This is a genomic window from Klebsiella sp. 141153 (assembly GCF_032601995.1).
GTDB lineage: Bacteria > Pseudomonadota > Gammaproteobacteria > Enterobacterales > Enterobacteriaceae > Klebsiella > Klebsiella aerogenes.
Genome location: NZ_JAQIRJ010000007.1, coordinates 224,123 through 248,650 on the forward strand (window position 1 = coordinate 224,123; position 24,528 = coordinate 248,650).

27 protein-coding genes are annotated in these 24,528 nt (G+C 57.9%); 20 read left to right on the plus strand and 7 right to left on the minus strand.

All coding sequences use genetic code 11. The annotated features are described in order from the left end of the window. Positions 1-5 precede the first annotated feature (5 nt). From pgaB to pgaD, 3 genes are read left to right on the plus strand one after another with little or no spacing between them, the layout of a single operon-like run. Positions 6-1,991, plus strand: coding sequence for a poly-beta-1,6-N-acetyl-D-glucosamine N-deacetylase PgaB (pgaB, locus tag PGS10_RS15870; RefSeq protein ID WP_380377833.1), 1,986 nt, complete (start codon positions 6-8; stop codon positions 1,989-1,991). After that, a complete protein-coding gene (gene pgaC / locus PGS10_RS15875; RefSeq protein ID WP_047078506.1) occupies positions 1,984-3,315 on the plus strand; it encodes a poly-beta-1,6-N-acetyl-D-glucosamine synthase in 1,332 nt (443 codons plus the stop codon). The genes pgaB and pgaC overlap by 8 nt, the downstream gene beginning before the upstream one ends. After that, on the plus strand, positions 3,312-3,746 hold the full coding sequence (gene pgaD, locus PGS10_RS15880; protein ID WP_045396482.1) for a poly-beta-1,6-N-acetyl-D-glucosamine biosynthesis protein PgaD: 435 nt from the start codon (positions 3,312-3,314) through the stop codon (positions 3,744-3,746). The genes pgaC and pgaD overlap by 4 nt, the downstream gene beginning before the upstream one ends. A 57-nt stretch (positions 3,747-3,803) precedes the next feature. On the opposite strand, the gene PGS10_RS15885 is transcribed toward pgaD, so the two are convergent. Further along, the gene (locus PGS10_RS15885; protein WP_015704089.1) at positions 3,804-4,595 is read right to left on the minus strand and encodes a DsbA family protein; all 792 of its coding nucleotides are present in this window, start codon (positions 4,593-4,595) and stop codon (positions 3,804-3,806) included. 220 nt (positions 4,596-4,815) lie between these two features. On the opposite strand from PGS10_RS15885, the gene PGS10_RS15890 reads away from it, so the two are divergent. From PGS10_RS15890 to PGS10_RS15905, 4 genes are all read left to right on the plus strand, one after another. Beyond that, positions 4,816-5,499 carry a TerC family protein gene (locus tag PGS10_RS15890; protein ID WP_316423238.1) on the plus strand — a complete coding sequence of 228 codons (684 nt, stop codon included), beginning with the start codon at positions 4,816-4,818 and terminating at the stop codon, positions 5,497-5,499. Between the two features lie 141 nt (positions 5,500-5,640). After that, positions 5,641-6,558 (plus strand): curved DNA-binding protein, encoded by a 918-nt coding sequence (cbpA, locus tag PGS10_RS15895; RefSeq protein ID WP_047046356.1) that lies wholly within the window; start codon positions 5,641-5,643, stop codon positions 6,556-6,558. After that, positions 6,558-6,863 (plus strand): chaperone modulator CbpM, encoded by a 306-nt coding sequence (gene cbpM / locus PGS10_RS15900; RefSeq protein WP_015368685.1) that lies wholly within the window; start codon positions 6,558-6,560, stop codon positions 6,861-6,863. The genes cbpA and cbpM overlap by 1 nt, the downstream gene beginning before the upstream one ends. Before the next feature lie 44 nt (positions 6,864-6,907). Further along, positions 6,908-7,150 (plus strand): hypothetical protein, encoded by a 243-nt coding sequence (locus PGS10_RS15905; protein WP_316423239.1) that lies wholly within the window; start codon positions 6,908-6,910, stop codon positions 7,148-7,150. 309 nt (positions 7,151-7,459) lie between these two features. Here PGS10_RS15905 and PGS10_RS15910 read toward each other — a convergent pair whose 3' ends face one another. The 4 genes from PGS10_RS15910 to PGS10_RS15925 form a co-directional block, all read right to left on the minus strand. After that, entirely contained in the window at positions 7,460-7,831 is a 372-nt protein-coding gene (locus PGS10_RS15910; RefSeq protein WP_015704087.1) for a plasmid partitioning/stability family protein, read from the minus strand. A gap of 9 nt (positions 7,832-7,840) precedes the next feature. Continuing rightward, positions 7,841-8,797: a plasmid stability protein StbA gene (locus tag PGS10_RS15915; RefSeq protein WP_015368687.1), complete on the minus strand. Its 957-nt coding sequence runs from the start codon at positions 8,795-8,797 to the stop codon at positions 7,841-7,843. A gap of 274 nt (positions 8,798-9,071) precedes the next feature. Continuing rightward, a complete protein-coding gene (gene melB, locus PGS10_RS15920) occupies positions 9,072-10,487 on the minus strand; it encodes a melibiose:sodium transporter MelB (protein ID WP_047065954.1) in 1,416 nt (471 codons plus the stop codon). A 92-nt stretch (positions 10,488-10,579) separates the two neighbouring features. Further along, positions 10,580-11,932: an alpha-glucosidase/alpha-galactosidase gene (locus tag PGS10_RS15925; RefSeq protein ID WP_316423240.1), complete on the minus strand. Its 1,353-nt coding sequence runs from the start codon at positions 11,930-11,932 to the stop codon at positions 10,580-10,582. 239 nt (positions 11,933-12,171) lie between these two features. On the opposite strand from PGS10_RS15925, the gene melR reads away from it, so the two are divergent. Further along, complete coding sequence (gene melR, locus PGS10_RS15930; RefSeq protein WP_316423247.1) at positions 12,172-13,110, plus strand: transcriptional regulator MelR; 939 nt, start codon at positions 12,172-12,174, stop codon at positions 13,108-13,110. 50 nt (positions 13,111-13,160) lie between these two features. Here the strand turns inward: melR and proP are convergent, their stop codons facing one another. Further along, complete coding sequence (proP, locus tag PGS10_RS15935; RefSeq protein ID WP_047078509.1) at positions 13,161-14,663, minus strand: glycine betaine/L-proline transporter ProP; 1,503 nt, start codon at positions 14,661-14,663, stop codon at positions 13,161-13,163. 534 nt (positions 14,664-15,197) lie between these two features. Here proP and PGS10_RS15940 point away from each other — a divergent pair. From PGS10_RS15940 to phnP, 12 genes are all read left to right on the plus strand, one after another. After that, positions 15,198-15,533 (plus strand): zinc ribbon domain-containing protein YjdM, encoded by a 336-nt coding sequence (locus tag PGS10_RS15940; RefSeq protein WP_015368693.1) that lies wholly within the window; start codon positions 15,198-15,200, stop codon positions 15,531-15,533. A gap of 284 nt (positions 15,534-15,817) precedes the next feature. Continuing rightward, positions 15,818-16,252, plus strand: coding sequence for a VOC family metalloprotein YjdN (yjdN, locus tag PGS10_RS15945; RefSeq protein WP_045396544.1), 435 nt, complete (start codon positions 15,818-15,820; stop codon positions 16,250-16,252). A 156-nt stretch (positions 16,253-16,408) separates the two neighbouring features. Next, on the plus strand, positions 16,409-17,134 hold the full coding sequence (phnF, locus tag PGS10_RS15950) for a phosphonate metabolism transcriptional regulator PhnF (protein ID WP_015368695.1): 726 nt from the start codon (positions 16,409-16,411) through the stop codon (positions 17,132-17,134). Continuing rightward, positions 17,135-17,587 (plus strand): phosphonate C-P lyase system protein PhnG, encoded by a 453-nt coding sequence (gene phnG, locus PGS10_RS15955; protein WP_045396504.1) that lies wholly within the window; start codon positions 17,135-17,137, stop codon positions 17,585-17,587. Beyond that, a complete protein-coding gene (gene phnH, locus PGS10_RS15960) occupies positions 17,584-18,168 on the plus strand; it encodes a phosphonate C-P lyase system protein PhnH (protein ID WP_015368697.1) in 585 nt (194 codons plus the stop codon). Before phnG ends, phnH begins: the two co-directional genes overlap by 4 nt. Then, positions 18,169-19,233 (plus strand): carbon-phosphorus lyase complex subunit PhnI, encoded by a 1,065-nt coding sequence (locus PGS10_RS15965; RefSeq protein ID WP_315712196.1) that lies wholly within the window; start codon positions 18,169-18,171, stop codon positions 19,231-19,233. Further along, positions 19,226-20,074, plus strand: coding sequence for an alpha-D-ribose 1-methylphosphonate 5-phosphate C-P-lyase PhnJ (locus tag PGS10_RS15970; protein WP_047078512.1), 849 nt, complete (start codon positions 19,226-19,228; stop codon positions 20,072-20,074). Before PGS10_RS15965 ends, PGS10_RS15970 begins: the two co-directional genes overlap by 8 nt. After that, entirely contained in the window at positions 20,071-20,829 is a 759-nt protein-coding gene (gene phnK / locus PGS10_RS15975) for a phosphonate C-P lyase system protein PhnK (RefSeq protein ID WP_045396510.1), read from the plus strand. Before PGS10_RS15970 ends, phnK begins: the two co-directional genes overlap by 4 nt. A gap of 107 nt (positions 20,830-20,936) precedes the next feature. Continuing rightward, on the plus strand, positions 20,937-21,617 hold the full coding sequence (gene phnL, locus PGS10_RS15980; protein ID WP_289577972.1) for a phosphonate C-P lyase system protein PhnL: 681 nt from the start codon (positions 20,937-20,939) through the stop codon (positions 21,615-21,617). Continuing rightward, positions 21,614-22,750, plus strand: coding sequence for an alpha-D-ribose 1-methylphosphonate 5-triphosphate diphosphatase (phnM, locus tag PGS10_RS15985; protein WP_316423241.1), 1,137 nt, complete (start codon positions 21,614-21,616; stop codon positions 22,748-22,750). Before phnL ends, phnM begins: the two co-directional genes overlap by 4 nt. Then, a complete protein-coding gene (gene phnN, locus PGS10_RS15990; protein ID WP_316423242.1) occupies positions 22,750-23,313 on the plus strand; it encodes a ribose 1,5-bisphosphokinase in 564 nt (187 codons plus the stop codon). The genes phnM and phnN overlap by 1 nt, the downstream gene beginning before the upstream one ends. Before the next feature lie 15 nt (positions 23,314-23,328). Then, the gene (gene phnP, locus PGS10_RS15995; protein ID WP_316423243.1) at positions 23,329-24,087 is read left to right on the plus strand and encodes a phosphonate metabolism protein PhnP; all 759 of its coding nucleotides are present in this window, start codon (positions 23,329-23,331) and stop codon (positions 24,085-24,087) included. A 21-nt stretch (positions 24,088-24,108) separates the two neighbouring features. On the opposite strand, the gene yjdP is transcribed toward phnP, so the two are convergent. Further along, positions 24,109-24,462 (minus strand): DDRRRQL repeat protein YjdP, encoded by a 354-nt coding sequence (gene yjdP, locus PGS10_RS16000; protein ID WP_045396524.1) that lies wholly within the window; start codon positions 24,460-24,462, stop codon positions 24,109-24,111. Positions 24,463-24,528 lie beyond the last annotated feature (66 nt).

A 24,528-nucleotide genomic window follows, 5' to 3' on the forward strand; every position in this document is an offset into this window, starting at 1 on the left:
GCCTGATGGTTATCGGCTGGCTCCTGATGACCTGCGCGCTTCGCGCAGAAACGATTCCTTTTCTGCCGCCGGACGCGCGGCCGCAGCCTGAGGCGAATAAGCCCTGGCCACAGAATAAGTTTCTGGTATTGGCCTATCACGATGTAGAAGACGATGCCGCCGATCAGCGTTATCTGGCGGTGCGTACCAGCGCGCTCAACGATCAAATCGGCTGGCTGCTGCACAATGGTTATAAGGCCGTCAGCGTGCAAAATATTCTCGACGCCAACGCGGGGTTAATCACGCTGCCGCCAAAGGCATTTCTGCTGAGTTTCGATGATGGCTACAGCAGTTTTTACACCCGGGTCTGGCCGCTGTTAAAAGCCTGGAACGTCCCGGCACTATGGGCGCCGGTAGGCAGTTGGGTCGATACGCCGGAGCAGAAAAAAGTCGATTTCGGCGGTCTGATGACTCCGCGCGAGCGTTTCGCCACCTGGGAGATGGTGCGCGAGCTCGCGCAATCGCCGCTGGTTGAAATCGGCGCGCATACCTGGGCTTCGCACTACGGTATTCAGGCCAATCCGCAAGGTAGCCGCGAACCGGCGGTTGCCAACCGTTTTTATGATAAGGCCAGCGGACGCTACGAAAGCGACCAGCAGTTTCACCAGCGCATCGATACCGACGTGCGCAAAGTGAGCGACAAAATCGCCGACGTCACCGGCAAAGCGCCGCGCGCCTGGGTATGGCCCTACGGCGCCGCCAACGGCACATCGCTGGCTATCGCGAAAAGCCGCGGCTATCAACTGGCGTTTACCCTCGGCGATGGTCTGGGCGATGTGCGGGATTTGGATAACATTCCCCGTCTGCTTATCTCCGGCAATCCGTCGATCAAGGCCTTCGCCAGCCAGGTGACGCAAATCCAGGAGCGTGAGCCGGTTCGGGTGATGCACGTCGATCTCGATTATGTCTACGATAAAGACCCGGTTCAGCAGCGCAAAAATATCGATAAGCTGATCCAGCGTGTCTACGACATGAAAATCACTCACGTTTTCCTGCAGGCCTTTTCCGATCCGCTCGGCGACGGCACGGTGAAAGCGCTCTACTTCCCCAACCGCCGCCTGCCGATGCGCGCCGATCTCTTCAACTTCGTCGCCTGGCAATTACAAACGCGCGGCGGCGCCAAAGTGTATGCGTGGATGCCGGTGCTGGCGTTCGATCTGAACGGTTCGCTACCGCGCGTACAGCGCTGGGATGCGCAGAGCAACACGCTGCGCCAGGCCACTCGCCCCTATGTACGGCTATCGCCATGGAATAGCCAGGTGCGCGATCAGATCCGCGATATTTATCAAGACCTTGCCCGCTACGCGACCTTTGACGGCGTGCTGTTCCACGACGACGCGGTGCTGACGGATTATGAAGATGCCGGCGCCGGGGCGATGGCCGCCTGGCGGGCGGCGGGCCATTGGGAGGATATCGCGCAGATCCGCCAAAATCCCGCCACGCTGCATGCCTGGACGCGGTTTAAAAGCCAGGCGCTTATCGACTTCACCCGCACGCTCAGCCAGAGCGTAAAAGAGATCCGCGGCCCGCAGGTGAGAACCGCGCGCAATATCTTTGCCCTGCCGATCCTGCAGCCGGAAAGCGAGGCCTGGTTCGCGCAGAATCTCGATGATTTTCTGACGGCCTACGACTGGACGGTGCCGATGGCGATGCCGCTGATGGAATCGGTTCCGGTTGCGGAAAGCGATGCGTGGCTGGCGCGTCTGGTGCGCGCCGTCAGCGCCAGACCGGGCGCATTGAAGAAAACCATTTTTGAGCTGCAGGCTAAAGACTGGACTCTCCCGCAGCAGAACGCCATCCCTGACCAACAGCTGGTTGACTGGATGCGGACGTTACAGCTCAACGGCGTCAACAATTACGGCTACTACCCCGACGATTTTCTTAATAATCAGCCTGATATCTCAAAAATCAGGCCCCTGTTTTCATCGTACTGGTATCCCAACAATGACTGATCGCATTATCGCATTTTCGATTTTATGCCTGGTTTTCGGGCTACCGCTGGGCGTGGCCGCCGTTTTCACCGGCGAGTTGATACTGGATTTCGTCTTCTTCTGGCCGCTGTTTATGTCGGTGCTGTGGATAACCGGCGGGCTCTACTTCTGGTTTCAACTGGAGCGCCACTGGCCATGGGGTAAAGAGACGCCGCCGCCGGAGCTTGCGGGCGATCCGTTGATCTCCATTTTGATTCCCTGTTTTAACGAGGAGAAAAATGCCCGCGAGACCATCGAAGCCGCGCTGGCGCAGCGCTATCGCAACATTGAGGTGATCGCCATCAACGACGGTTCCTCCGACGATACCGCCAGGGTGCTTAATCAACTGGCGGAAGAGTACGCTCTGCTGCGGGTGATTCACCTGGCTGAAAATCAGGGGAAAGCGGTAGCGCTGAAAGCCGGCGCTGCCGCCGCGCGCGGGGACTTACTGGTGTGTATCGACGGCGATGCCCTGCTCGACCGCGATACCGCCGCCTACCTTGTGGCGCCGCTGATCCAATACCCCCACGTCGGCGCGGTGACCGGTAATCCGCGTATTCGTACCCGCTCGACGCTGATTGGCCGCATTCAGGTCGGCGAGTTCTCTTCGATAATCGGGCTGATCAAGCGCACCCAGCGTATTTACGGCCGGGTGTTTACCGTCTCCGGAGTGATTGCCGCTTTTCGTCGCCAGGCGCTGGCGGACGTTGGCTACTGGAGCCCGGATATGATCACCGAAGATATCGATATCAGCTGGAAGCTGCAGCTACGTCATTGGGCGATTTTCTTCGAGCCGCGGGCGCTGTGCTGGATCCTGATGCCGGAAACGCTGAAGGGACTGTGGAAACAGCGTTTACGCTGGGCGCAGGGCGGCGCCGAGGTTTTCCTGGTCAATCTGCGCCGCCTGTTTCGCTGGGAACACCACCGGATGTGGCCGCTGTTCCTCGAATATGCGCTCTCCACGCTGTGGGCCTTCGCCTATGCGGTCACCATTTTTCTGTTCATCGCCAGCCATTTTGCCCCGCTGCCGGAGAACCTGACCGTCCGCAGCCTTTTTCCGCCGGAATTTACCGGGCTACTGCTGGGGGTGATGTGTCTGCTGCAGTTTATCGCCAGCCTGTACATCGAAAGGCGCTATGAACGCGGCGTCGCCGGCTCGCTGTTCTGGGTGATCTGGTTTCCGATGGTGTACTGGATGATCGGCCTGTTAACCACCATCGTCGCCTTCCCCAAAGTCATGTTGAAACGTAAACGCGCCAGGGCTCGCTGGGTCAGCCCTGATAGAGGTAAAGGAAGAATGTCATGAACGAACAAACTCTGATATTAACCGAGCATCGCATGTTGCCGCGGATCTTTGACGGCGTGTTAACCGCCATCGCGTGGGCCGGCTTCGCCTTTTTTCTGTATGCCAACCTGCTGATGCAGTTTACCGAGCGCGGTAACGACAGCTGGGACGCAATTATGGCGTCGTTTAATACCGTGCTGGTCTATTTATTGGTGGCGGCAATTAACGGCTGGCTGCTGATTTTGTGGTATCAGTACAATCTGCGCCGTTATAACGCCCGGCGGCACGGCAGCATGGCCTCGCTGCGCCATGAAGAGCTGGCGGAGAGCTTTAATATCGCGCCGCAGATCATTTCCGAGATGAGCCAATATAACCTGCTGACGGTATACCATGATCAGATTGGCAGAATTATTGATTTGAAAATCAACCAGAACGAGGAGGTCGAACGGTAACGGCCCCCCAAAAAAGGCCGCATCACGCGCGGCCTTTCCTCTTTCAGCCCGGTGAGATTACTGACCGCCGGCTTTCTTAATCGCCGCATCCAGCGAGGCTTTGTCGGCCAGTCCCGGGAAGACGGTAATGGTCGCTTCGGTCGCGCCGGTAGTCGGCATGACAATCACGCCAGGCGTACCGCTTAAGCCAATCTCCTGCGCCAGCTGGTTAATGTTTTCCAGCGCCGGTTCGACATCCGCCGCTTTTTTGGCGTCAAAGTTCACCTTTTTCGCCTGCTGCTGGATGTCCGCCGCCGTCAGTTTGCCTTCGTTATGCCCGGTAGCGTAAACGCCGTTGTGGTAAGTCAGATAGGCCTCAGCCCCTTTCTGCTGATAAATCTGCAGGCCGGTTTTCGCCGCGTCCAGCGAGGTTGCCCAGCGGCTGCCGAAAATCGGCCACTCTTTAAAGGCAAAACGGGTTTGCGGATGATCTTTAATCACCTGCTCCATAACCGGTGCAAGGCGGCTACAGTAGATGCATTGATAATCGAAGAACTCGATAACGGTGACTTTACCGTTAGCCGGGCCGTAGGTTGGCGTGGCCTTATCCTGCGTCAGCTTGTCGGCATTCTTGATTACCGCCTGAGTAGCGGCGCTGGCCTGCTGCTCCGCCTGAATTTGCTGCAGCTTTTGGCTGGCCTGCAATAGCACTTCCGGATGGGCGACCAGGTAGTCAGCGGCGATTTTGCCGATGCGCGCTTCCTGCTCCGCGGTGAAAGTCGCGGCCGGCGCGTCAGCGGCGCTGGCCAGCGCCGGCAGCAGGGAAGCGCCCGCCAGGGCGAGAATAAGTAAATTCTTGATGCCAGACATATTGAAAAGTCCTTACGAAAAAGTAGACGGCAGGTGAGCCTAATCGAACAAAATATCATCCTTTGGCGGCGAATCATTGTCAGTCTATGCATTGATTCGTAACTTTATTTGTCAGACGCCACTATTCTCCCTACGGCTTGAAGGGTGGTCAGGGGCGAAGAACGGGAGTACCCTGCGCCCATCTTTTTTTGATCGACATTATTTGCAATACGAGCCAGGCATGAACGAAATATTGAGTCAGTGGGACTTCGCCGTTATTTTGCTACAAATCATCGCCATCGATTTGTTATTAGGCGGCGATAACGCGGTGGTCATCGCCATGGCCTGCCGCAAGCTGCCGGCGCATCTGCGCACCAAAGCCATTGTTATCGGTACTCTCGGCGCGATTATCGCCCGGGTCGCGCTGCTGGCGGTGGCGATTTATTTGTTGTCGTTGCCGTGGCTAAAAATCGTCGGCGCGTTACTGCTACTGTGGATTGGCATTAAGCTGGTCGCCAACGAAGAAGAAGAGAGCGATATCAGCAGCTCAAGCAGCCTGTGGCGCACCGCCGTCACCATCACCGTCGCCGATGTCATCATGTCGCTGGATAACGTACTGGCCGTGGCCGCCGCCGGTAAAGGCCATCTGTTACTGGTGGCGCTGGGGGTATTAATCAGCATTCCGATTATTGTCGCCGGTAGTAAGCTGGTGTTGGCAATCCTGACTCGCTTTCCCTCGGTCGTATTACTGGGCGGCGCGCTGATTGGCTGGATTGCCGGTTCAATGATGATAACCGACCCGACCCTGGTTCAGCTGTTCCCCAATTCCCCGAATTATCTACATTTTGTTGCCGGGGCCATTGGCGCGGCGTTGGTGCTGCTGGAAGGATGGCGCCGCAACTACCGCTCCGGCACTCCTGAATAATCACTGGACGCCGTCACCCCCGACGGCGTCAAGTTTTCACCACTTTTCTCCGCCACCCTTTCTCATTTGCCCTACTCTTAATAGAGCCGCCTGATCCAGGGATTCTGTGACCAGATTTTTGAGCATAAATGAGATAACACCATGGAATTAAAGGATTATTATACCATTCTAGGGGTTAAGCCAACGGACGATCTGAAAACCATCAAGACCGCCTATCGCCGTTTGGCGCGTAAATATCACCCCGATGTCAGCAAAGAACCCGATGCCGAAGCAAAATTCAAAGATCTCGCCGAAGCATGGGAAGTCCTCAAAGACGATCAGCGTCGCGCCGAATATGACCAACTTTGGCAGCACCGCAACGATCCGCAGTTCAACCGCCAGCAGCACGCCCACGAACAAAGCTACAGCCAGCAGGACTTCGACGATATCTTCTCCTCGATGTTCGGCCAGCAGGCGCATCACGCCCGCCGCCAGCGCGCCGAGCGCGGCCACGATGTCGAAATCGAAGTGGCGGTGTTCCTCGAAGAAACCCTCACCGAACAGACCCGTACCATCAGCTACAAGCTGCCGGTCTATAACGTCTTCGGCATGGTTGAGAGTGAAACGCCGAAAACGCTGAATGTGAAAATTCCGGCCGGGGTCAGCGATGGCCAGCGTATTCGCCTGAAAGGCCAGGGGACACCGGGCGAAAACGGCGGCCCAAATGGCGATCTGTGGCTGGTGATTCACATCGCGCCGCATCCGCTGTTCGACATCAACGGTCATAACCTGGAGATCGTACTGCCGCTGGCGCCGTGGGAAGCCGCGCTGGGGACGAAAGTCACCGTACCGACGCTAAAAGAGAGCATTCTGCTGACAATACCGGCGGGCAGCCAGGCGGGGCAACGGCTACGCATCAAGGGCAAAGGGTTGGTGAGCAAAACCCACACCGGCGATTTGTTCGCCGTCATCAAAATTGTCATGCCGCCAAAACCAGATGAAAAAGCGCGTGAGCTCTGGCAGCAGCTCGCCGAAAGCGAAGCCAGCTTCGATCCGCGTAAGACATGGGGGAAAGCCTGATGGCTAAAGTAACAGTGACGTTTACCATCACCGAGTTGTGCCTGCGCACCGGGGTGTCGGAAGAGGAACTGACGGAGATCGTCGGCTTAGGGATGATTGAGCCACACCAGCCGCAGGCTGAAACCTGGCTGTTTGACGACAGCGCGGTAACGATTGTGCATCGCGCGGTGCGCCTGCGTAACGAGCTGGAGCTGGACTGGCCGGGGATTGCGGTGGCGCTGACGCTGCTGGATGAAAATGCGCGCCTAACCCGCGAGAATCGCCTGCTGCAGCAGCGACTGGCCCGCTTTTTGACCCACAGCTAAGCGAAGTTCCCGGGTCGCGGCGTTCCGCCTTACCCGGGCTACCTATGGCACTGGGCCCACCATTGCACTGGATCTGTAGGCCCGCGCAAGCGCAGCGCCGCCGGGCAATATCCGCGGATAAGGCGCCGCTTTTGCGCCGGATGGCGGCTACGCCTTATCCGGCCTACGGTCTGTGCGGCCTGCCTTTAATTTATTCACCATGCTGGCTGCAACTGCCGGTGTTGGTGGCCTCAAAATCGCTGAGACGTTCCCGGCAGGCCGGGGCAGCCAGCATGGATGCGGGCTGAGGACCGTGACTTGCAGGGACGCAGCCTCGGCCCGACCCGAAGCCTGCCGGGATAAGTCGAAGGCACCACGAAGTGGCGATTTTGGCGGCCAAAGCCCGGGAGTACAGAGGGCGGCGGCGACTGGCCGCCCTCTGTGCGCTCCCTGCGCCACGGAAAACATCTTGCAGAAAAATTAACCAGGAGCGCAATATCCTCCGGAGCGAAACGAGATAAACGCTTTTCTCAAGCTAAAGGTTGCAAACCGATAACAGTATCTACAAATGGCATTGGGCCCACCCATTGCACTAGAAGCGCAAACCGGCAAAGCGCTTAATCCGGCAGCGAGCCGGCGAGATTACGCGCGGAGACGCTCTCGCTCACCGGGGCTGGCGGCTCGGGCGCCTTAACCGGCGCAGCCGCTGGCGCGGATGCCGGAGCGGAAGACGCTGGCTGAATCTCAAGAAACGAGGCCAGCATTCTACGCAACGTCTCCGGCGGCGTATCTTCCGCCAGCAGCGCCGCCAGCATTGACGGCAGCCGGCTATCAACTTCACCCAACGCTAACCCCGCCAACAGCGCCGTACGCGACATATCCCCGCGATCGCCGCGATGATGGGCTTCAATTTTCGCGTCCGCAAAGCGCTCGCTGGCGCTGATATCCGGGCGCAGGTAAATCAGAACCTTTCTGCGGTCCAGAGTCATAGACGCTCCTTAACCAATAATTTTCAGACCACGCACGAGGGCGAACTGCGGCTCGTCGGCCACCACAAAGCGATCTTCGCGCAGACCCATGCGTTCGCGAATCGCATCGGCAACCAGCGGCGCGCCGCCGCCAATCACGATGGCGTGCGAATAGCCTTTAAAACTATCAATCGCCGTCAGAACGCGAGTCGTCAGGCGTTCGATGCTATTAGAGATAACCTTTTTCACCTCCGATACCGCATCCGGATCGTTGATGTTATCGGTCAAATACTCTTCGTCGTGGCGGTTGATGATTATCTGGTCAACGTTATAGCTCGAGGTATCGGTATTCGCCCGGGCCAGCGCCAGCTTAACGGCGTCGGTCACCAGCGACACGCCCAGCTTCGGGTCGCCGTAAATGCGCGAAACCGAGGTCATCTGCCCGGCCACCATCGAAATATCCAGCGTGGTGCCGCCGAGGTCGACAATCAGCACCGAATGAGATGGTTTAAGCTCATCGCACAGGCTAATACCCGCCGGAATGGATTCCGGACGCACGGTGACTTTGGTGATATTGAACACCACGCCTTTATTCAGTTTAACTTCGCGCAGCAGGCTCTTTTTCTTACGCTCAATGTTATCAAGACGATATTGCGCATCTTCATCATAAAATTCGGTCAGCGGCAGGGTGACCACAATCTCGACATCCTGCGGTTCCAGACCACTGGTCAGCAGCGCATGATGGACAGCGATGGAGTTCAATGGGCTGTATTGCCAATCAATATTGTTGGTGGGTAACGCATCGGGGGTGATCAGGTCGAAAGAGTACTTTTCATCATCCACGGTGTAGTTAAATGGCTTCCCGGCGCCGAAAGTGGCAGACCAGCCGCGCTTGAAACTATTGGGGCTGATATGGGTGAAAGTTTCGCCATCTTGCTCCCACAGCATTTTGATATTGGTTGAACCATCATCGATAAAAATGCGCATCGCATTGCTCCATCACTGAGACAAATAAGAGAAAATGTAAGACCCAAAAAGAGTAGCAAGAGTTAAAAAGCAGCGCAAGAGCACGAAAAAGAGACAATTCTGAGTTTTATTTGAGAAACAATGGAGATTTCAATTAACCCATTGAGCTCAAAGAGAGAACTATGAGAGACAAATCAGAGAACTTAAGATTTTCATTTCTGTCTGTTTTAAACGCTATTTTTGCGCAAAAAGAGAGCATCCCTCCCCTCTTTCGCCAGCGGTTTTCGCACGCTTTTTACACCTGATTGGGTACCACAATCGGCCGTTCCGGCTCGACGACATTTTCCGGTACCCGACGATATTTATCCAGCAGGTGAATCTGAATACGTCGCAACATATCGCCATTCAGCTTGTAATAACGGAAATAAAGAAACAGCGTCAGGGCAAAAAAGAGCGTCGGCAGCGCAATCATAATCGCCTGCATCCCCAGCAGCGTGTGAGGCGATTGCGCCGTATTCGGCACGTAGCCAATGATACCGAGCACGATGGCGATAAACCAGGCCGCAAACGCCGAACCGGCTTTGACCACCAGCGTCTGCACCGAGTAGGCGATGCTTTCGCAGCGGATATTCATCGTATATTCGCCGTAATCAACGGTATCGGCCACCATAATGACCTGTAGCACCCAGAACAGCGCGGTGCCGATATTCAACAGCACCCCGGCAAGCGAAATCAGCACGATGTTGTAAACGCCGCTCAGCGCCATCAGCAACAGCACGCCGCAGCCCAGCACCGGCATGATAGATGCTCCCGCCCACAGAATGCGCCGCGACAGCCCTTTCACCAGCCGTGGGAACAGGATCAGCGTCAGCAAATTCGCCGCCCCCGCGTAGGACATGTAATACGGGAACATCTCCGCGCTGCCGATAACGTAGGTAAAGTAATAAATCGCGAAGCCGGCGATAATATTCGCCGCCGTGTTATAGGCCAGCGCCATGCCCAACAGGCAGGCCAGCTGATCGTTTTTATAGATGAGCGCCACCATCTGGCGCAGTGAAAGATGGCTGGAATCCTCGCTCACGCCGCTATCCGACGAGTAAACCTCATGGACGTTGCGTAAGGTAACGAGGGTGGAGACCACGAAGAAGGCAATCAGCACCAGGGTAAACATCTGGAAACCGAAGCCGCGATCGGCGCCGCCGACGGCGCTGACAAACGGCAGCGTGACGCCGGCGGTCACAAACCCGGCAAGGCTGGCGAAAAAGCGCGGGTAAGGCACCAGTTGTTCACGTTCGCGTTTATCAAGGGTAATGGTCGGCACCAGCGACCAGAACGGCACATCCATGATGGTATAGGTGAAGCCCCACAGCAGGTAGGTCAGCCACACCCACGCCAGTAGCGCTCCGCCGCTGAAGTGATGGGCGCTGAACAGCATATACAGCACCACCGAGTTGGTGATAGTCCCGATCAGGATCCACGGCTTGAACTTCCCCCATCGCGATCGCGTGCAGTTGACGATCCATCCCATGATCGGATCGGCTATCGCATCGAGGATCCTCGCCACCAGGAACAAGGTGCCAACCACCCCAACCGATAAGCCAACAATATCGGTGTAGTAATACATCAGATACATGTAAACGATACCGATAGCGAAATCTTTACCAAAGGCACCAAATCCGTAGCTGAGCTTTGTTGTCATTGAAATACTCATAGGGTACAGGTCGCTGTCGCCAGCGCCTCCTTTAGCGTTTGATAGAGCATGGCAGGCGCCGCCGGGCCAGATCCCCCGGCGGCATGAGAAAATTAACGGTGCAGCCAGGCCGGCAGCCAGTCGCCGTGGCTGGCGATCAGATCGTCCACCAGCGCGTAGATCTCTTCGATCCCCAGCACCGCGGCGGTGTGCGGATCCATCATCGTGGCGTAATAAACGTAATCGCGATTTTCCGTCAGGATGGCCTCCATTAGCAGCGTCTGCACGTTGATGTTGGTCTGCATCAGCGCCGCCAGATGCGCCGGTAGCACGCCGATTTTCGTCGGCTGGATACCGTTAGCGTCCACCAGACAAGGGACTTCGACGCAACAGCCCTGCGGCAGATTGTCGATGAGATCATCGTTGCGTACGTTGCCATACACGACGCTCGGCTCGCCGGTCCAGATAGCGTTCATGATGGTGCTGGCATACTCGCGAGAAGGTTTAACCTCGATACGCTCGCCGCTCTTATAGCTCTCCAGCTCTTTATGCCAGTTGGCCAGCTGCTCGACGCAGCGTTTAGGGTACTCATCCAGCGGCACTTTATAACGGGCGATAAGATCGTCGCGCCCCGGCTTGATAAACCATGGCGTGTATTCGGCGAAATGTTCCGACGATTCGGTGACAAAGTAGCCCAGCTTTTTGAACATCTCATAGCGGACGATGTTTTCGCAGCGCGGATTGCCATGCAGGTTCGGCTTCGGCGCCAGTCCTTCGGCGTAGGCCTGCAGCAGGTCGGGGTAGATACTGACGTAGCTGCCGTCCGCGAGCTTTTTCTCCAGCGACAGATAGAACGCCATATGGTTAATGCCCGCGCAGCGGTAACGTAAATCCGCCGGGTCGAGGTTAAGGTCGCGCGCCAGCTCTTCCGCTGTGCCTTGCACCGAATGGCACAGACCCACCTGCTTGATATGCGGGTAGCGGGCGTACATCGCCCAGGAGTTCATCGCCATCGGATTAACGTAGTTAAGCATGGTGGCGTCCGGGCAGACCTCGCTCATATCGTCGCAGATAGCCCACAGATGCGGGATGGTGCGCAGCGCGCGCATAATGCCTCCCGGCCCCAGCGTATCGGCAATGGTCTGCTCAAGGCCATGGCGTTTACAGACTTCAAAGTCAGTCACGGTGCAGGGCTCGTAGCCGCCAATCTGGAAGGCGACTACGACAAAATCGGCGTCCCGCAAGGCGGTTTTACGATCGCGATGGCAGCTAATTTCGCCATTCGCGCCGACGGAATCCATCAGCTTTCGCACCACGGTATGCGACTCTTCCAGCCGGGTTTCATCGATATCCATCAGTGCGATATGCGCCGACTTCAGCGCCGGGCGCTGGAACACATCACCGAGAATATTTTTGACGAACACCGTCGAACCGGCGCCGATAAAGGTAATTTTGGGGGCAGACATCGCGCTCTCTCCATCAGGTCATTGAACACTTTCAGAGTGGCATGCCGCTCTCCGCTGCGCTGCCCCGTTCCCGCCGGAGCATTCCCGGAAACTCAGATCGGCCATTGAACGCCACAAAATCTGAGTTTTTGGGAATAGATCGGCTTAAAAGGAGAGAAAACGGGCCGATGATTCCGCTAAGCTGTAATCAGTTCAGGCTAAAAACGCAGCCACTCTGACGATCCAGGAATCCGCCCATGATGGAACACCGCCTCACTTCCCTGCCCCCCGACCCGCACATGTGCAGCAGCGATGAAAAGCAGAGCCGCAGCCCGCTGGCGCTCTATTCCGAGTATCAGCGCATGGATATCGAACTGCGCCCGCCGCACGCCATGGCCACCAGCCACTGGCACGGCCAGGTAGAGGTCAACGTGCCGTTCGACGGCGACGTGGAGTATTTGATTAACAATGAAGTGGTGCGCATTGAGAAAGGCTATATCACCCTGTTTTGGGCCTGTACGCCGCATCAACTGACCCGCCCGGGCGACTGCCAGCAGATGGCGATATTCAACCTGCCGATGCATCTGTTTCTGTCGTGGCCGCTGGATCGCGAACTGATAAATCACGTCACCCACGGGATGGTGATTAAATCTCTCGCCGCCCAGCAGTTAAGCGCTTTTGAAGTACGGCGTTGGCAGCAGGAGTTGAATCACGAGAATGAACAGATTCGCCAGTTGGCGATCGATGAAATCGCCCTGATGCTCAAGCGGCTGAGCCTCGCCGGCTGGCAGCCGATTCTGGTCAACAAAACCTCGCGCACCCACAAGAACAGCGTCTCGCGCCACGCGCAATTTTACGTTAGCCAGATGCTGGAATTTATCGCCGCCCATTATGACCAGGCGCTGACCGTCGATGCCGTCGCCGAGCACGTTAAACTTAACCCAAACTACGCGATGGGCGTTTTTCAGCGGGTGATGCAGCAGACCATGAAGCAGTACATTACCGCCATGCGCATCAATCACGTGCGCGCGCTGCTAAGCGATACCGATAAGACCATCCTTGATATCGCCCTCACCGCCGGGTTCCGTTCCAGCAGCCGCTTCTACAGCACCTTTACCCGCTACGTCGGCATGCCGCCGCAGCAGTACCGTAAATTGAGCCAACAGCGCCGCCACAGCCTCGCGTCGCCGCAGCCATAAAAAATGCCGCCGGGGTCTCCCCAGGCGGCATCGTGAACAGTGAAAAACGGTTAGTCGTTGATACGCGGATGCTGCTGTACCAGACGGGCGCGTTTTTCCTGCAGGTCGGCGATTTCCTGATCGATATCTTCGATTTTATGCTCGATGTTATCGTAGTGCTCGCCCAGAATTTCTTTCGCTTCCTGGATATCGGACGCCGCCGGCGTCGCCCCTTTCAGCGGACGGTTAGCGGTCTCTTTCATCGACAGGCCGGTAATCAGGCCAATCACCGCAATCACCATCAGATAGTAAGCCGGCATCATCAGGTTCTGGGTGGTTTCCACCAGCCATGCCGCCAGCGTCGGCGTCAGACCGGCGATCAGCACCGAGATGTTAAAGGCGCTGGCCAGAGCGCTGAAGCGGATGTGGGTCGGGAACATCGCTGGCAGCGATGAGGCCATCACGCCGATAAAGCAGTTCAGCACCACCGCCAGCAGCAGCAGACCGGCGAAGATCAGGCCGATCACGTTACTGTTAATCATGATAAAGGCCGGGATAGACAGCGTGAACAGCGCGACGCTACCCACCAGGATAAACGGACGGCGGCCAAAACGGTCGCTCAGCATGCCGATAACCGGCTGGACAAACAGCATGCCGACCATGATGGCGATAATAATCAGTACGCCGTGATCTTCCGAGTAGTGCAGGTTATGCGACAGGTAGCTCGGCATGTAGGTCAACAGCATGTAATAGGTCACGTTGGTGGAAATCACCAGACCAATACAGGTCAGCAGGCTGCGCCAGTGCTTGGTGGCAATCTCTTTAAAGGAGACCTTCGGACCTTCCTGCAGACCTTCGCGGTCGCCCTGTTCAAGGGTATCCACGTGCTGCTGGAACGCCGGCGTCTCTTCCAGCGCGTGACGCAGGTACAAGCCGATAATCCCTAGCGGCAGCGCCAGGAAGAACGGGATACGCCAGCCCCAGTCGAGGAAGTTATCTTCACCCACGACGCTGGAAATCAGTACCACCACGCCTGCGCCCATTACGAAGCCGGCAATCGAACCGAAGTCCAGCCAGCTGCCCATAAACCCGCGTTTACGGTCAGGCGAGTATTCGGCTACGAAGATCGACGCCCCGGTATATTCGCCGCCCACCGAGAAGCCCTGCGCCATTTTACACAGCAGCAGCAGAATCGGCGCCCAGATACCAATGGTGGCATACGACGGAATAAGACCGATACAGAATGTACTTATCGACATAATAACGATGGTGATCGCTAAGATTTTTTGTCGACCGTATTTATCGCCGAGCATCCCGAAGAACAGGCCGCCGAGCGGACGAATCAAGAAGGGAACCGAGAAAGTACCGAGCGCGGCAATCATCTGCACGCTGGGATCGGCATCGGGGAAGAAGACTTTACCAAGGGCATAAGCCACAAAACCATACACACCGAAATCGAACCACTCCATCGCATTACCGAGCGAGGCCGCGGTGATGGCTTTTCGCAACTTACCATCATCGATGATGGTGACATCCCTAAGCGTAATCGGCTTTATTTTTTTCCTTTTAAGCATACTTTTCCTCTGTGCTATCGCCTTGAGCGCACGACTCCTCGCCAAATGACGAGGTCATTCGCGACGTACGTTGGGAGCGGCGAAGTGCTGTGCTCCACATTTCAAGCGTAGCAGGTTTGCCTGCACTGTCTTTCTGACAGAGTGTACAACCGAACCTGTTGACGCCTGCTCTGGCCTTAAATTAATAATTCACTTACCAAATAAGCAGTGACGAATTTACTTACATCCCTTTTTACCCTACCAGCGTTTAAATTTGGGATCAACTTCACGAAAAATTCGCCCAGCTTAATTACAGAGCCAAATAAAATGAATAAGTTCAATCTCTGTTTCGCCGCCGATGTTTATTTATGGACTTTATTAACGTCTGTTTTTCAGCATATTCTCCGTAAAGCCAAAATAATTACCCTGCGTTATTTCCTGGAAAAAATACCCGACAAAAGTGCGGGATTGCGCTATAATCAGCCGCACTTTCGGCTCACAGCCGCTGTTTAACGGACCAACGTCCTGTTTTTCCCAGTAATCACGAGGAACGCCATGCAACTTCCACACTGCCCAAAATGCCATTCTGAATACACATATGAAGATAACGGCATGTACATCTGCCCGGAATGCGCCCACGAGTGGAACAATGCCGAGCCGGCCGATGACGCCGACGCGCTGATCGTAAAAGACGCTAACGGCAACTTACTTGCCGATGGCGACAGCGTGACCGTGGTGAAAGATCTGAAGGTAAAAGGCAGCTCTTCCATGCTGAAAATCGGCACCAAAGTGAAGAATATCCGTCTGGTCGAAGGCGATCACAACATCGACTGCAAAATTGACGGTTTTGGCCCGATGAAGCTGAAATCTGAATTCGTCAAAAAGAACTAATTAAATTTTTTCACGCCAGCGCTATTATTTTTCCGGCGCTGGCGGCAACCTTGCCAGCGCGTCCGAATATCAGCGGCGGAACGTCGCCAAATTATATCGCTCATTTCGCCAAAATTATTCCCGGAACCTTCCAGCCAAACCGCGCGATCAATTCTCATTTCGTCTCTGCCTTCCCGCCACGCGGCGACGCATTTTCAGAAAAATTCACCCCGCTTTGCCGCCTGGCTTCTTTTGCCCGTCACCAACTACGCTTTATGGGTCATTGGTTATCTGAGGTCATGGTTATGTCCCTGAGTCCTTACATTGCTTTTAGCGGCAACTGCGCTGCCGCCATCGCCTTCTATCAGCAGGCGCTGGGGGCGCAGCTTATCCACCAAATCACCTACGGCGAAATGCCACAGAGCGCCCAGGATGCCGACGATGGCTGCGCCTCCGGGCAGCATCTTGCCGCCGACTGCATCGCCCACGCCAGTCTGCAGGTCGCCGACAGTATTCTGATGCTGAGCGATAGCCCCAGTAGCGACATGGAACATTACGCGGGATTCGTCCTCGTGCTGGAGCCGAAAGATATTGCTGAAGGCAAACACTGGTTTGAGGCGCTGGCCGATGGCGGGCGCATCGAAATGGCGTGGCAGGAGACCTTCTGGGCCCACGGTTTCGGCAAAGTCGTCGATCGCTTCGGCGTGCCGTGGATGGTTAACGTCGTCAAACAACCCTAATCTTCTCTCCAGGGCGGCTTCTCCGCCCTGTCATCTCACCGGCATTAACTCTTCATCCTGCGGTCATCGTGACTTAACAGGAATGTAACAAAAACGCGTCAGTATCGGCCCACGCTCAACGGGGATCCCCAAGGTGCTTAGTGAGGCTCGATAACCATGTACTTATCCAGACATCCGACCAGTTACCCCACCCGGTATCAGGAAATTGCCGCCAGGCTTGAACAGGAGCTGCGCCATCACTATCGCTGCGGCGATTATTTGCCTGCGGAACAGCAGTTGGCGGCGCGCTTTGAAGTCAACCGCCACACCCTACGTCGCGCCATCGATCAACTGGTGGAACGCGGCTGGGTCCAGCGCCGCCAGGGCGTCGGCGTGCTGGTACTGATGCGCCCCATCGACTACCCGCTCAACGCCCAGGCACGCTTCAGCCAAAACCTGCTGGAACAAGGCAGCCACCCGACCAGCGAGAAGCTGCTGTCGGTGCTGCGCCCAGCCAGCAGCCATGTCGCCGAAGCCTTTGGCATTGCCGAAGGCGAAACCGTCATTCATCTGCGCACCCTGCGCCGGGTCAACGGCGTGGCGTTGTGTTTGATTGACCACTACTTCGCCGACCTGCGCTTCTGGCCGGTGCTGCAAACCTTCACCCACGGTTCGCTACACGACCTGCTGCGCGACCAGCTCGCTATCGAACTGACCCGCGTACGCACCAAAATCAGCGCTCGCCGCGCGCAGGCGAAAGAGAGCAAGCTGCTGGAAATCCCCAATATGGCGCCACTGCTGTGCGTACGCACGCTCAATAGCCGCGAGGGCGAGACAGTCACGACGGAGTACTCCGTTAGCCTGACCCGCGCCGACATGATTGAATTCACCATGGAGCACTGAATGCACTTCGATACCGCCACCCGCCAGCGTTGGATGTCCGTGCTGGCCCACAGTGAACCGCAGGACCTTCTGGCGCGCATGCAATCGCTGCGGCTGGCGCCGGAGTATGAATTAATTCGCGCCCCGGAAACCGGGCTGGTACAGCTCCAGGCGCGTATGGGCGGCATCGGCGATCGTTTCTTTGCCGGTGACGCCACCCTGACCCGCGCCGCCGTGCGCCTGGCCGATGGCACCCTCGGCTACAGCTGGATTTTAGGCCGCAATCGCCCACACGCCGAGCGCTGCGCGGCGATCGACGGCCTGCTGCAATCGCCTCACTATTTTCACACCTTAATGGAAACCCTCATTACCCCGCTGGAAGCACAACGCAGCGCGCGCCTCGATGCTCGTCGCGCCGAAGTCAACGCCAGCCGGGTCGACTTCTTTACTCTGGTTCGCGGAGATAACGCATGACATTACAAACCGCCTTTACCCTACCGGTGCAGGATGCCCAACACAGTTTCCGCCGCCTGCTGAAAGCAATGAGCGAGCCGGGAGTGATTGTCTCTCTGCAGCAGCTTCAGCACGGCTGGCAGCCATTGAATATCGCCTCCACCAGCTTGCTGCTGACCCTGGCCGATCACGACACCCCGGTATGGATGGCCGCCGCGCTGCATAACGATCTGGTCAGCCAAAATCTGCGCTTCCATACCGGCGCGACGCTGGTGGAACAGCCGCAGCAGGCGGTATTTGCCGTCGCCTGCGACACCATCAGCGCCGAACAGCTTAATGTCCTTTCCGCCGGTACCGTGGCGGCGCCGGAAACCGGCGTCACACTGATTGTTCAACTAGCCAGCCTGAGCGGCGGACGCATGCTGCGCCTGACCGGCGCGGGCATTGCCGAGGAGCGAATGATCGCCCCACAGCTGCCGGACTGCATCATCGACGAATTAACCGAACGCCCGCACCCGTTCCCGCTGGGCATTGACCTGATCCTGACCTGCGGCGAGCGCCTGCTGGCTATCCCGCGTACCACCCACGTGGAGGTGTGCTAAATGTATGTTGCCGTCAAAGGCGGCGAGAAGGCGATTAGCGCCGCTCACGCCTTGCAAGAGCAGAAACGACGGGGCGATGGACGGCTTCCCGAACTGAGCGTTGACCAGATAAGCGAACAGCTCAGCCTGGCGGTGGACCGGGTGATGACCGAAGGCGGCATCGCCGACCGCGAACTGGCGGCGCTGGCGCTGAAGCAGGCCAGCGGCGATAACGTCGAAGCCATTTTCCTGCTGCGCGCCTACCGCACCACCCTGCCGCGGCTGGCGGTCAGCGAACCGGTTGATACCGCTGGAATGCGCCTCGAGCGCCGCATCTCCGCGGTGTACAAAGATATCCCAGGCGGCCAGCTGCTGGGCCCCACTTACGACTATACCCACCGCCTGCTCGATTTTACCCTGCTGGCCAACGGCGAACCGCCGTCGGTGCAGAAAGCCGGTAGCGAAACGCCGCCGACGCCGCACGTCTTCAACCTGCTGGCGCAACAGGGGCTGGCCAAAGCGGAAGCGGACTGCGGCGCGCCGCCTGACGATATCACCCGCACCCCGCCGGTCTATCCCTGCTCGCGCTCCTCGCGGCTGCAGCAGCTGGTACGCGGCGATGAAGGCTATCTGCTGGCGCTGGCCTACTCGACCCAGCGCGGCTATGGCCGCAATCACCCGTTTGCCGGCGAGATCCGCAGCGGCTACGTGCAGGTGGAAATCGTGCCGGAAGAGTTGGGTTTTAGCGTCAATATTGGCGAGCTGCTGCTGACCGAATGCGAAATGGTCAACGGCTTTGTCGATCCAGAGGATGAGCCGCCGCACTTCACCCGCGGCTACGGCCTGACGTTTGGCATGAGCGAGCGTAAAGCGATGGCCATGGCGCTGGTCGACCGTGCCCTTCAGGCGCCGGAATACGGCGAAGAGATAAGCGGACCGGCCCAGGACGAAGAGTTCGTGCTGGCGCACGCCGATAACGTTGAAGCCGCCGGTTTCGTCTCGCATCTGAAACTGCCGCACTATGTCGATTTCCAGGCCGAACTGGCGCTGTTGAAACGCCTGCAACGGGAGAACGAACGTGGCTAACCCACTGACTGGCTATAACTTTGCTTATCTTGATGAGCAAACCAAGCGCATGATCCGCCGGGCGATACTGAAAGCGGTGGCCATTCCCGGCTATCAGGTGCCCTTCGGCGGCCGCGAAATGCCGATGCCCTATGGTTGGGGTACCGGCGGGATCCAACTGACCGCCAGCGTTATCGGCGAGAACGACGTACTGAAGGTCATCGATCAGGGCGCCGATGACACCACCAACGCGGTGTCGATCCGCCAGTTCTTTAAACGCGTAACCGGTGTCGCCACCACCGAACGCACCGAAGACGCCACCCTGATCCAGACCCGCCACCGGATCCCGGAAACGCCGCTGGTGGAAGATCAGATCCTGATCTATCAGGTGCCGATCCCGGAGCCGCTGCGCTTTATCGAACCGCGTGAAACCGAAACCCGCACCATGCACGCGCTGGAAGAGTACGGCGTAATGCAGGTGAAGCTGTATGAGGATATCGCCCGCTTCGGCCACATCGCCACCACCTACGCCTATCCGGTGAAGGTGAACGGCCGCTACGTGATGGACCCTTCGCCGATCCCGAAATTCGATAACCCCAAAATGCACATGATGTCGGCGCTGCAGCTGTTCGGCGCCGGGCGCGAAAAGCGTATCTACGCGGTGCCGCCCTATACCGCAGTCGAAAGCCTCGATTTCGACGATCACCCGTTTAGCGTGCAGGAGTGGGATGAACCCTGCGCCATTTGCGGTTCGCGTCACAGCTATCTTGACGAAGTGGTGCTGGATGACAGCGGCCAGCGGATGTTTGTCTGCTCCGATACCGATTATTGCCGCCAACAGAGCGAGGCGCAGAAAAAATGAGCCAGCCGTTACTTGCAGTCAATCACCTGACCCATCTCTATGCGCCGGGCAAAGGTTTTAGCGATGTCTCTTTCGAGCTGTGGCCGGGCGAAGTGCTCGGTATCGTCGGTGAATCCGGCTCCGGTAAAACCACGCTGCTGAAAGCGATTTCCGCTCGTCTGGCGCCGCAACAGGGTGAAGTGCGGTATCAACAGCGCTCGCTGTACGCCATGAGCGAAGCCGAACGCCGCCGCCTGCTACGCACCGAATGGGGCGTTGTGCATCAGCACCCGATGGACGGCCTGCGTCGCCAGGTCTCGGCGGGCGGCAACATCGGCGAACGGCTGATGGCGACCGGCGCCCGCCACTACGGCGACATTCGCGCCACCGCCGAACGCTGGCTGCAGGAGGTGGAGATCCCGCCTTCCCGCATCGACGACCTGCCGACCACCTTTTCCGGCGGTATGCAGCAGCGCTTGCAAATCGCCCGCAATCTCGTGACGCAGCCGAAACTGGTGTTTATGGATGAACCCACCGGCGGGCTGGACGTCTCGGTACAGGCGCGCCTGCTCGATCTCCTGCGCGGGCTGGTGGTGGAGCTGGGTCTGGCGGTGGTGATCGTCACCCACGATCTCGGCGTCGCTCGCCTGCTGGCGAACCGTCTGCTGGTGATGAAACAAGGACAGGTGGTGGAAAGTGGCTTAACCGACCGGGTGCTCGACGATCCGCACCATCCTTACACCCAGCTGCTGGTGTCGTCGGTGTTGCAGAATTGATGCTGTTTTGCCGGATGGCGGCTGCGCCTTATCCGGCCTACAGGTGCGTTATTCGTAGGCCGGGTAAGCGAAGCGCCACCCGGCACTCCAACCCCGAGAGGGCTAAAATGATCCGCGTTGAAAACATCCATAAAACCTTTGTTCTGCACCAACAGCACGGCGTACGTCTGCCGGTGCTCGCCGACGCTTCGCTCTCCGTTAACGCCGGGGAGTGCGTGGTGCTGCACGGCCATTCCGGCAGCGGCAAATCGACGCTGCTGCGCTCGCTGTACGCTAACTATCTGCCGGACAGCGGTCATATTCATATCCGCCACGGCGACGAATGGGTGGATCTGGTGACCGCCACGCCGCGCAAGGTGCTGGAAATGCGTAAAACCACCATCGGTTGGGTCAGCCAGTTTCTGCGGGTGATCCCGCGGATATCCGCGCTGGAAGTCGTCATGCAGCCGCTGCTTGAGCTCGGGACGCCGCGCGAAGAGAGCGCCGCTAAAGCCGCCCGTCTGCTGAGCCATCTCAACGTGCCGGAGCGTTTGTGGCATCTGGCGCCATCCACCTTTTCCGGCGGCGAACAGCAGCGGGTCAACATCGCCCGCGGTTTTGCGGTCGACTATCCGATTTTACTCCTTGATGAACCCACCGCCTCGCTGGATGCCAACAACAGCGCCGCGGTGGTGGCGCTGATCCAACAGGCTAAAGCCCGCGGCGCGGCCATCGTCGGTATTTTCCATGATGAAACGGTACGCGGCCAGGTCGCCGACCGCCTGCACCCAATGGGTATCACAGTATGATAATCAATAACGTAAAGCTGGTACTGGAAGACGAAACCATCAACGGTTCGCTGGAAGTGCAGGAGGGGCGGATTTACGCCTTTGCCGAAAGCCAGAGCCGGCTGCCCGGCGCCCTCGATGGCGAAGGCGGCTGGCTGCTGCCGGGGCTTATCGAACTTCATACCGATAACCTGGATAAATTCTTCACCCCGCGGCCAAAGGTTGACTGGCCCGCACACTCGGCGATGAGCAGCCACGATGCTTTAATGGTCGCCAGCGGCATCACCACCGTACTCGACGCCGTGGCGATTGGCGACGTGCGCGACGGCGGCGACCGCCTTGAGAATCTGGAAAAGATGATCAACGCGGTGGAAGAGACGCAAAAACGCGGGCTTAACCGCGCCGAGCACCGCCTGCATCTGCGCTGTGAACTGCCGCACCACACCACTCTGCCGCTGTTTGAAAAGCTGGTCGACCGCGAGCCGGTCACTCTGGTGTCGCTGATGGACCATTCGCCGGGTCAACGCCAGTTCGCCAACCGCGAAAAATATCGCGAATATTATCAGGGCAAATATCAGCTCAGCGGCGAGCAGATGGAACGCTTCGAAGAGGAGCAAATGGCGCTGGCGGCGGCCTGGTCGCAGCCTAATCGCCAGGCTATCGCCGCGATGTGCCGGGAACGCCAAATCGCTCTCGCCAGCCACGACGACGCCACTCATGAACATGTCGCCGAATCCCACCAGCTTGGCAGCGTGATCGCCGAATTTCCTACCACGTTGGCCGCCGCGCAGGCTTCGCGCCAGCATGGAATGAATGTGTTGATGGGGGCGCCGAATATCGTGCGCGGCGGCTCGCATTCCGGCAATGTCGCCGCGCATCAACTAGCCGCCAGCGGCGTGTTAGATATTCTCTCTTCCGACTACTACCCCGCCAGCCTGCTTGATGCCGCTTTCCGTATCGCCGATAGCGACGACAACGCTTTCACGCTGGCGCAGGCTATCCGTCTGGTCAGCAAACATCCGGCGCAGGCGCTGGGTCTGCATGACCGCGGCGTCATCGCCGAAGGCAAACGCGCCGATCTGGTACTGGCGCACCGCCGCGGCGAGCACGTCCATATCGATCACGTCTGGCGTCAGGGAAAGAGGGTCTTTTAATGCCTGGAAAACTGATTTGGCTGGTCGGCCCTTCCGGGTCGGGAAAAGATAGTCTGCTGGCCGCGCTGCGCCAGCGTGAGCATCCGCAACTGCTGGTCGCGCATCGCTACATCACCCGCCCGCACCAGGCGGGCTGCGAGAACCATATTGCGCTGAGCGAGCATGAGTTTTTCACCCGCGCCAAGCGTAATCTTTTCGCCCTCAGCTGGCATGCCAACAATAATTACTATGGCGTCGGCGTGGAGATCGACCTCTGGCTGCATGCCGGTTTTGATGTCGTCGCCAACGGCTCGCGCGCGCATCTGGCGCAGGCGCGAGAACGTTACGATGACGTACTGGTACCGATTTGTCTCGAAGTCTCACCACAGGTGTTGCGCCAGCGGCTTGAACAGCGCGGCCGGGAAAATGCCGTGGAAATCGACCAGCGACTGCAACGCGCCGCGCGTTATAAACCGGCCGATTGCCTGACGTTGAATAACGACGGCAGCCTTGGGCAATCGGTAGAGCGTTTCTTCCAGCTGTTGCGCCAGCACGCCGGGCGTGAAGAGAATCAGCATGCCTGAGGATAAGGTAATACGATGAGCCTGACGATCCGCCTGACCGGCACCGGCGGCGCCCAGCAGGTGCCGGTCTTCGGCTGCGACTGCGCCGCCTGCCAGCGCGCCCGCGCCGATGCGCGCTATCGCCGCCGCCCCTGCAGCGCGGTGGTGCGCTTTAACCATGCGGTCACGCTGCTCGACGCCGGGCTGGCAGATTTGGAGGAACGCCAGCCCGCGGGTAGCTTCCAGCAGATTTTATTGACGCATTACCATATGGACCACGTACAGGGGCTGTTCCCCCTGCGCTGGGGCGTGGGCGATCCGATTGTGGTGTACGGACCGCCTGATGATGTGGGCTGCGACGATCTGTTTAAGCATCCCGGCATCCTCGATTTTAGCCACACCGTTACCCCCTTCACGGTATTTGAACTACAGGGGCTACAGGTCACGCCGCTGCCGTTAATCCACTCAAAGCTGACCTACGGCTATCTGCTGGAGTCGGCGCACAGCCGGGTGGCCTGGCTTGCGGATACCGCCGGGCTGCCGGAGAAGACGCTGAAGTTTTTACTTAATAATCAGCCGCAGGTGATTGTCATCGATTGCAGCTACGAGCCCAGAGCACAGGCGCCGCGCAACCACAGCGACCTGAATACCGTGCGCGCGCTGAACCAGGTACTTGGCTGCCCGCGGGTGATCCTCACTCATATCAGCCATCAGTTCGACCAGTGGATGATGGATAACCCGCTGCCGAAAGGTTTCGAGGCGGGATACGACGGCATGGAGATCGTGCTCGATTAGCCGGCAGCGTGACCGGGAAAATCAATAATCGTTGTCGAGGCGGCGCTGATCGCTTTCCAACTGGCGACGATCGCTATCGAGCTGGCGCTGGCGCTCATCCAGCTGGCGACGGCGGTCGTCAAGCTGGCGCTGGCGATCGTTATATTGCTGCTGATTATCCCTACGCTGCTGGCGGCTGCCCTGATAGCTGCCGTCATCGTAGCGTCCGTCGTCATAGCGCCCGTCATCGTCGTCGGAACGGCTGCTGCCCGGATTGTAGGCATCGTTGATGGCTTGCTGAATATTGCCAATAGCGTCATCAATAATATCGGCGTGGGCCAATTGGCTGCTCAGCGCCAGCGTGCAAAAAAACAGAGCGGTTGCGTAACGTTTCATCGGGGCCGGTCTCATCAGGGTACTGGCGATACCTTAATCAACCCTATTTGCCGCGTGTAGCGGAGG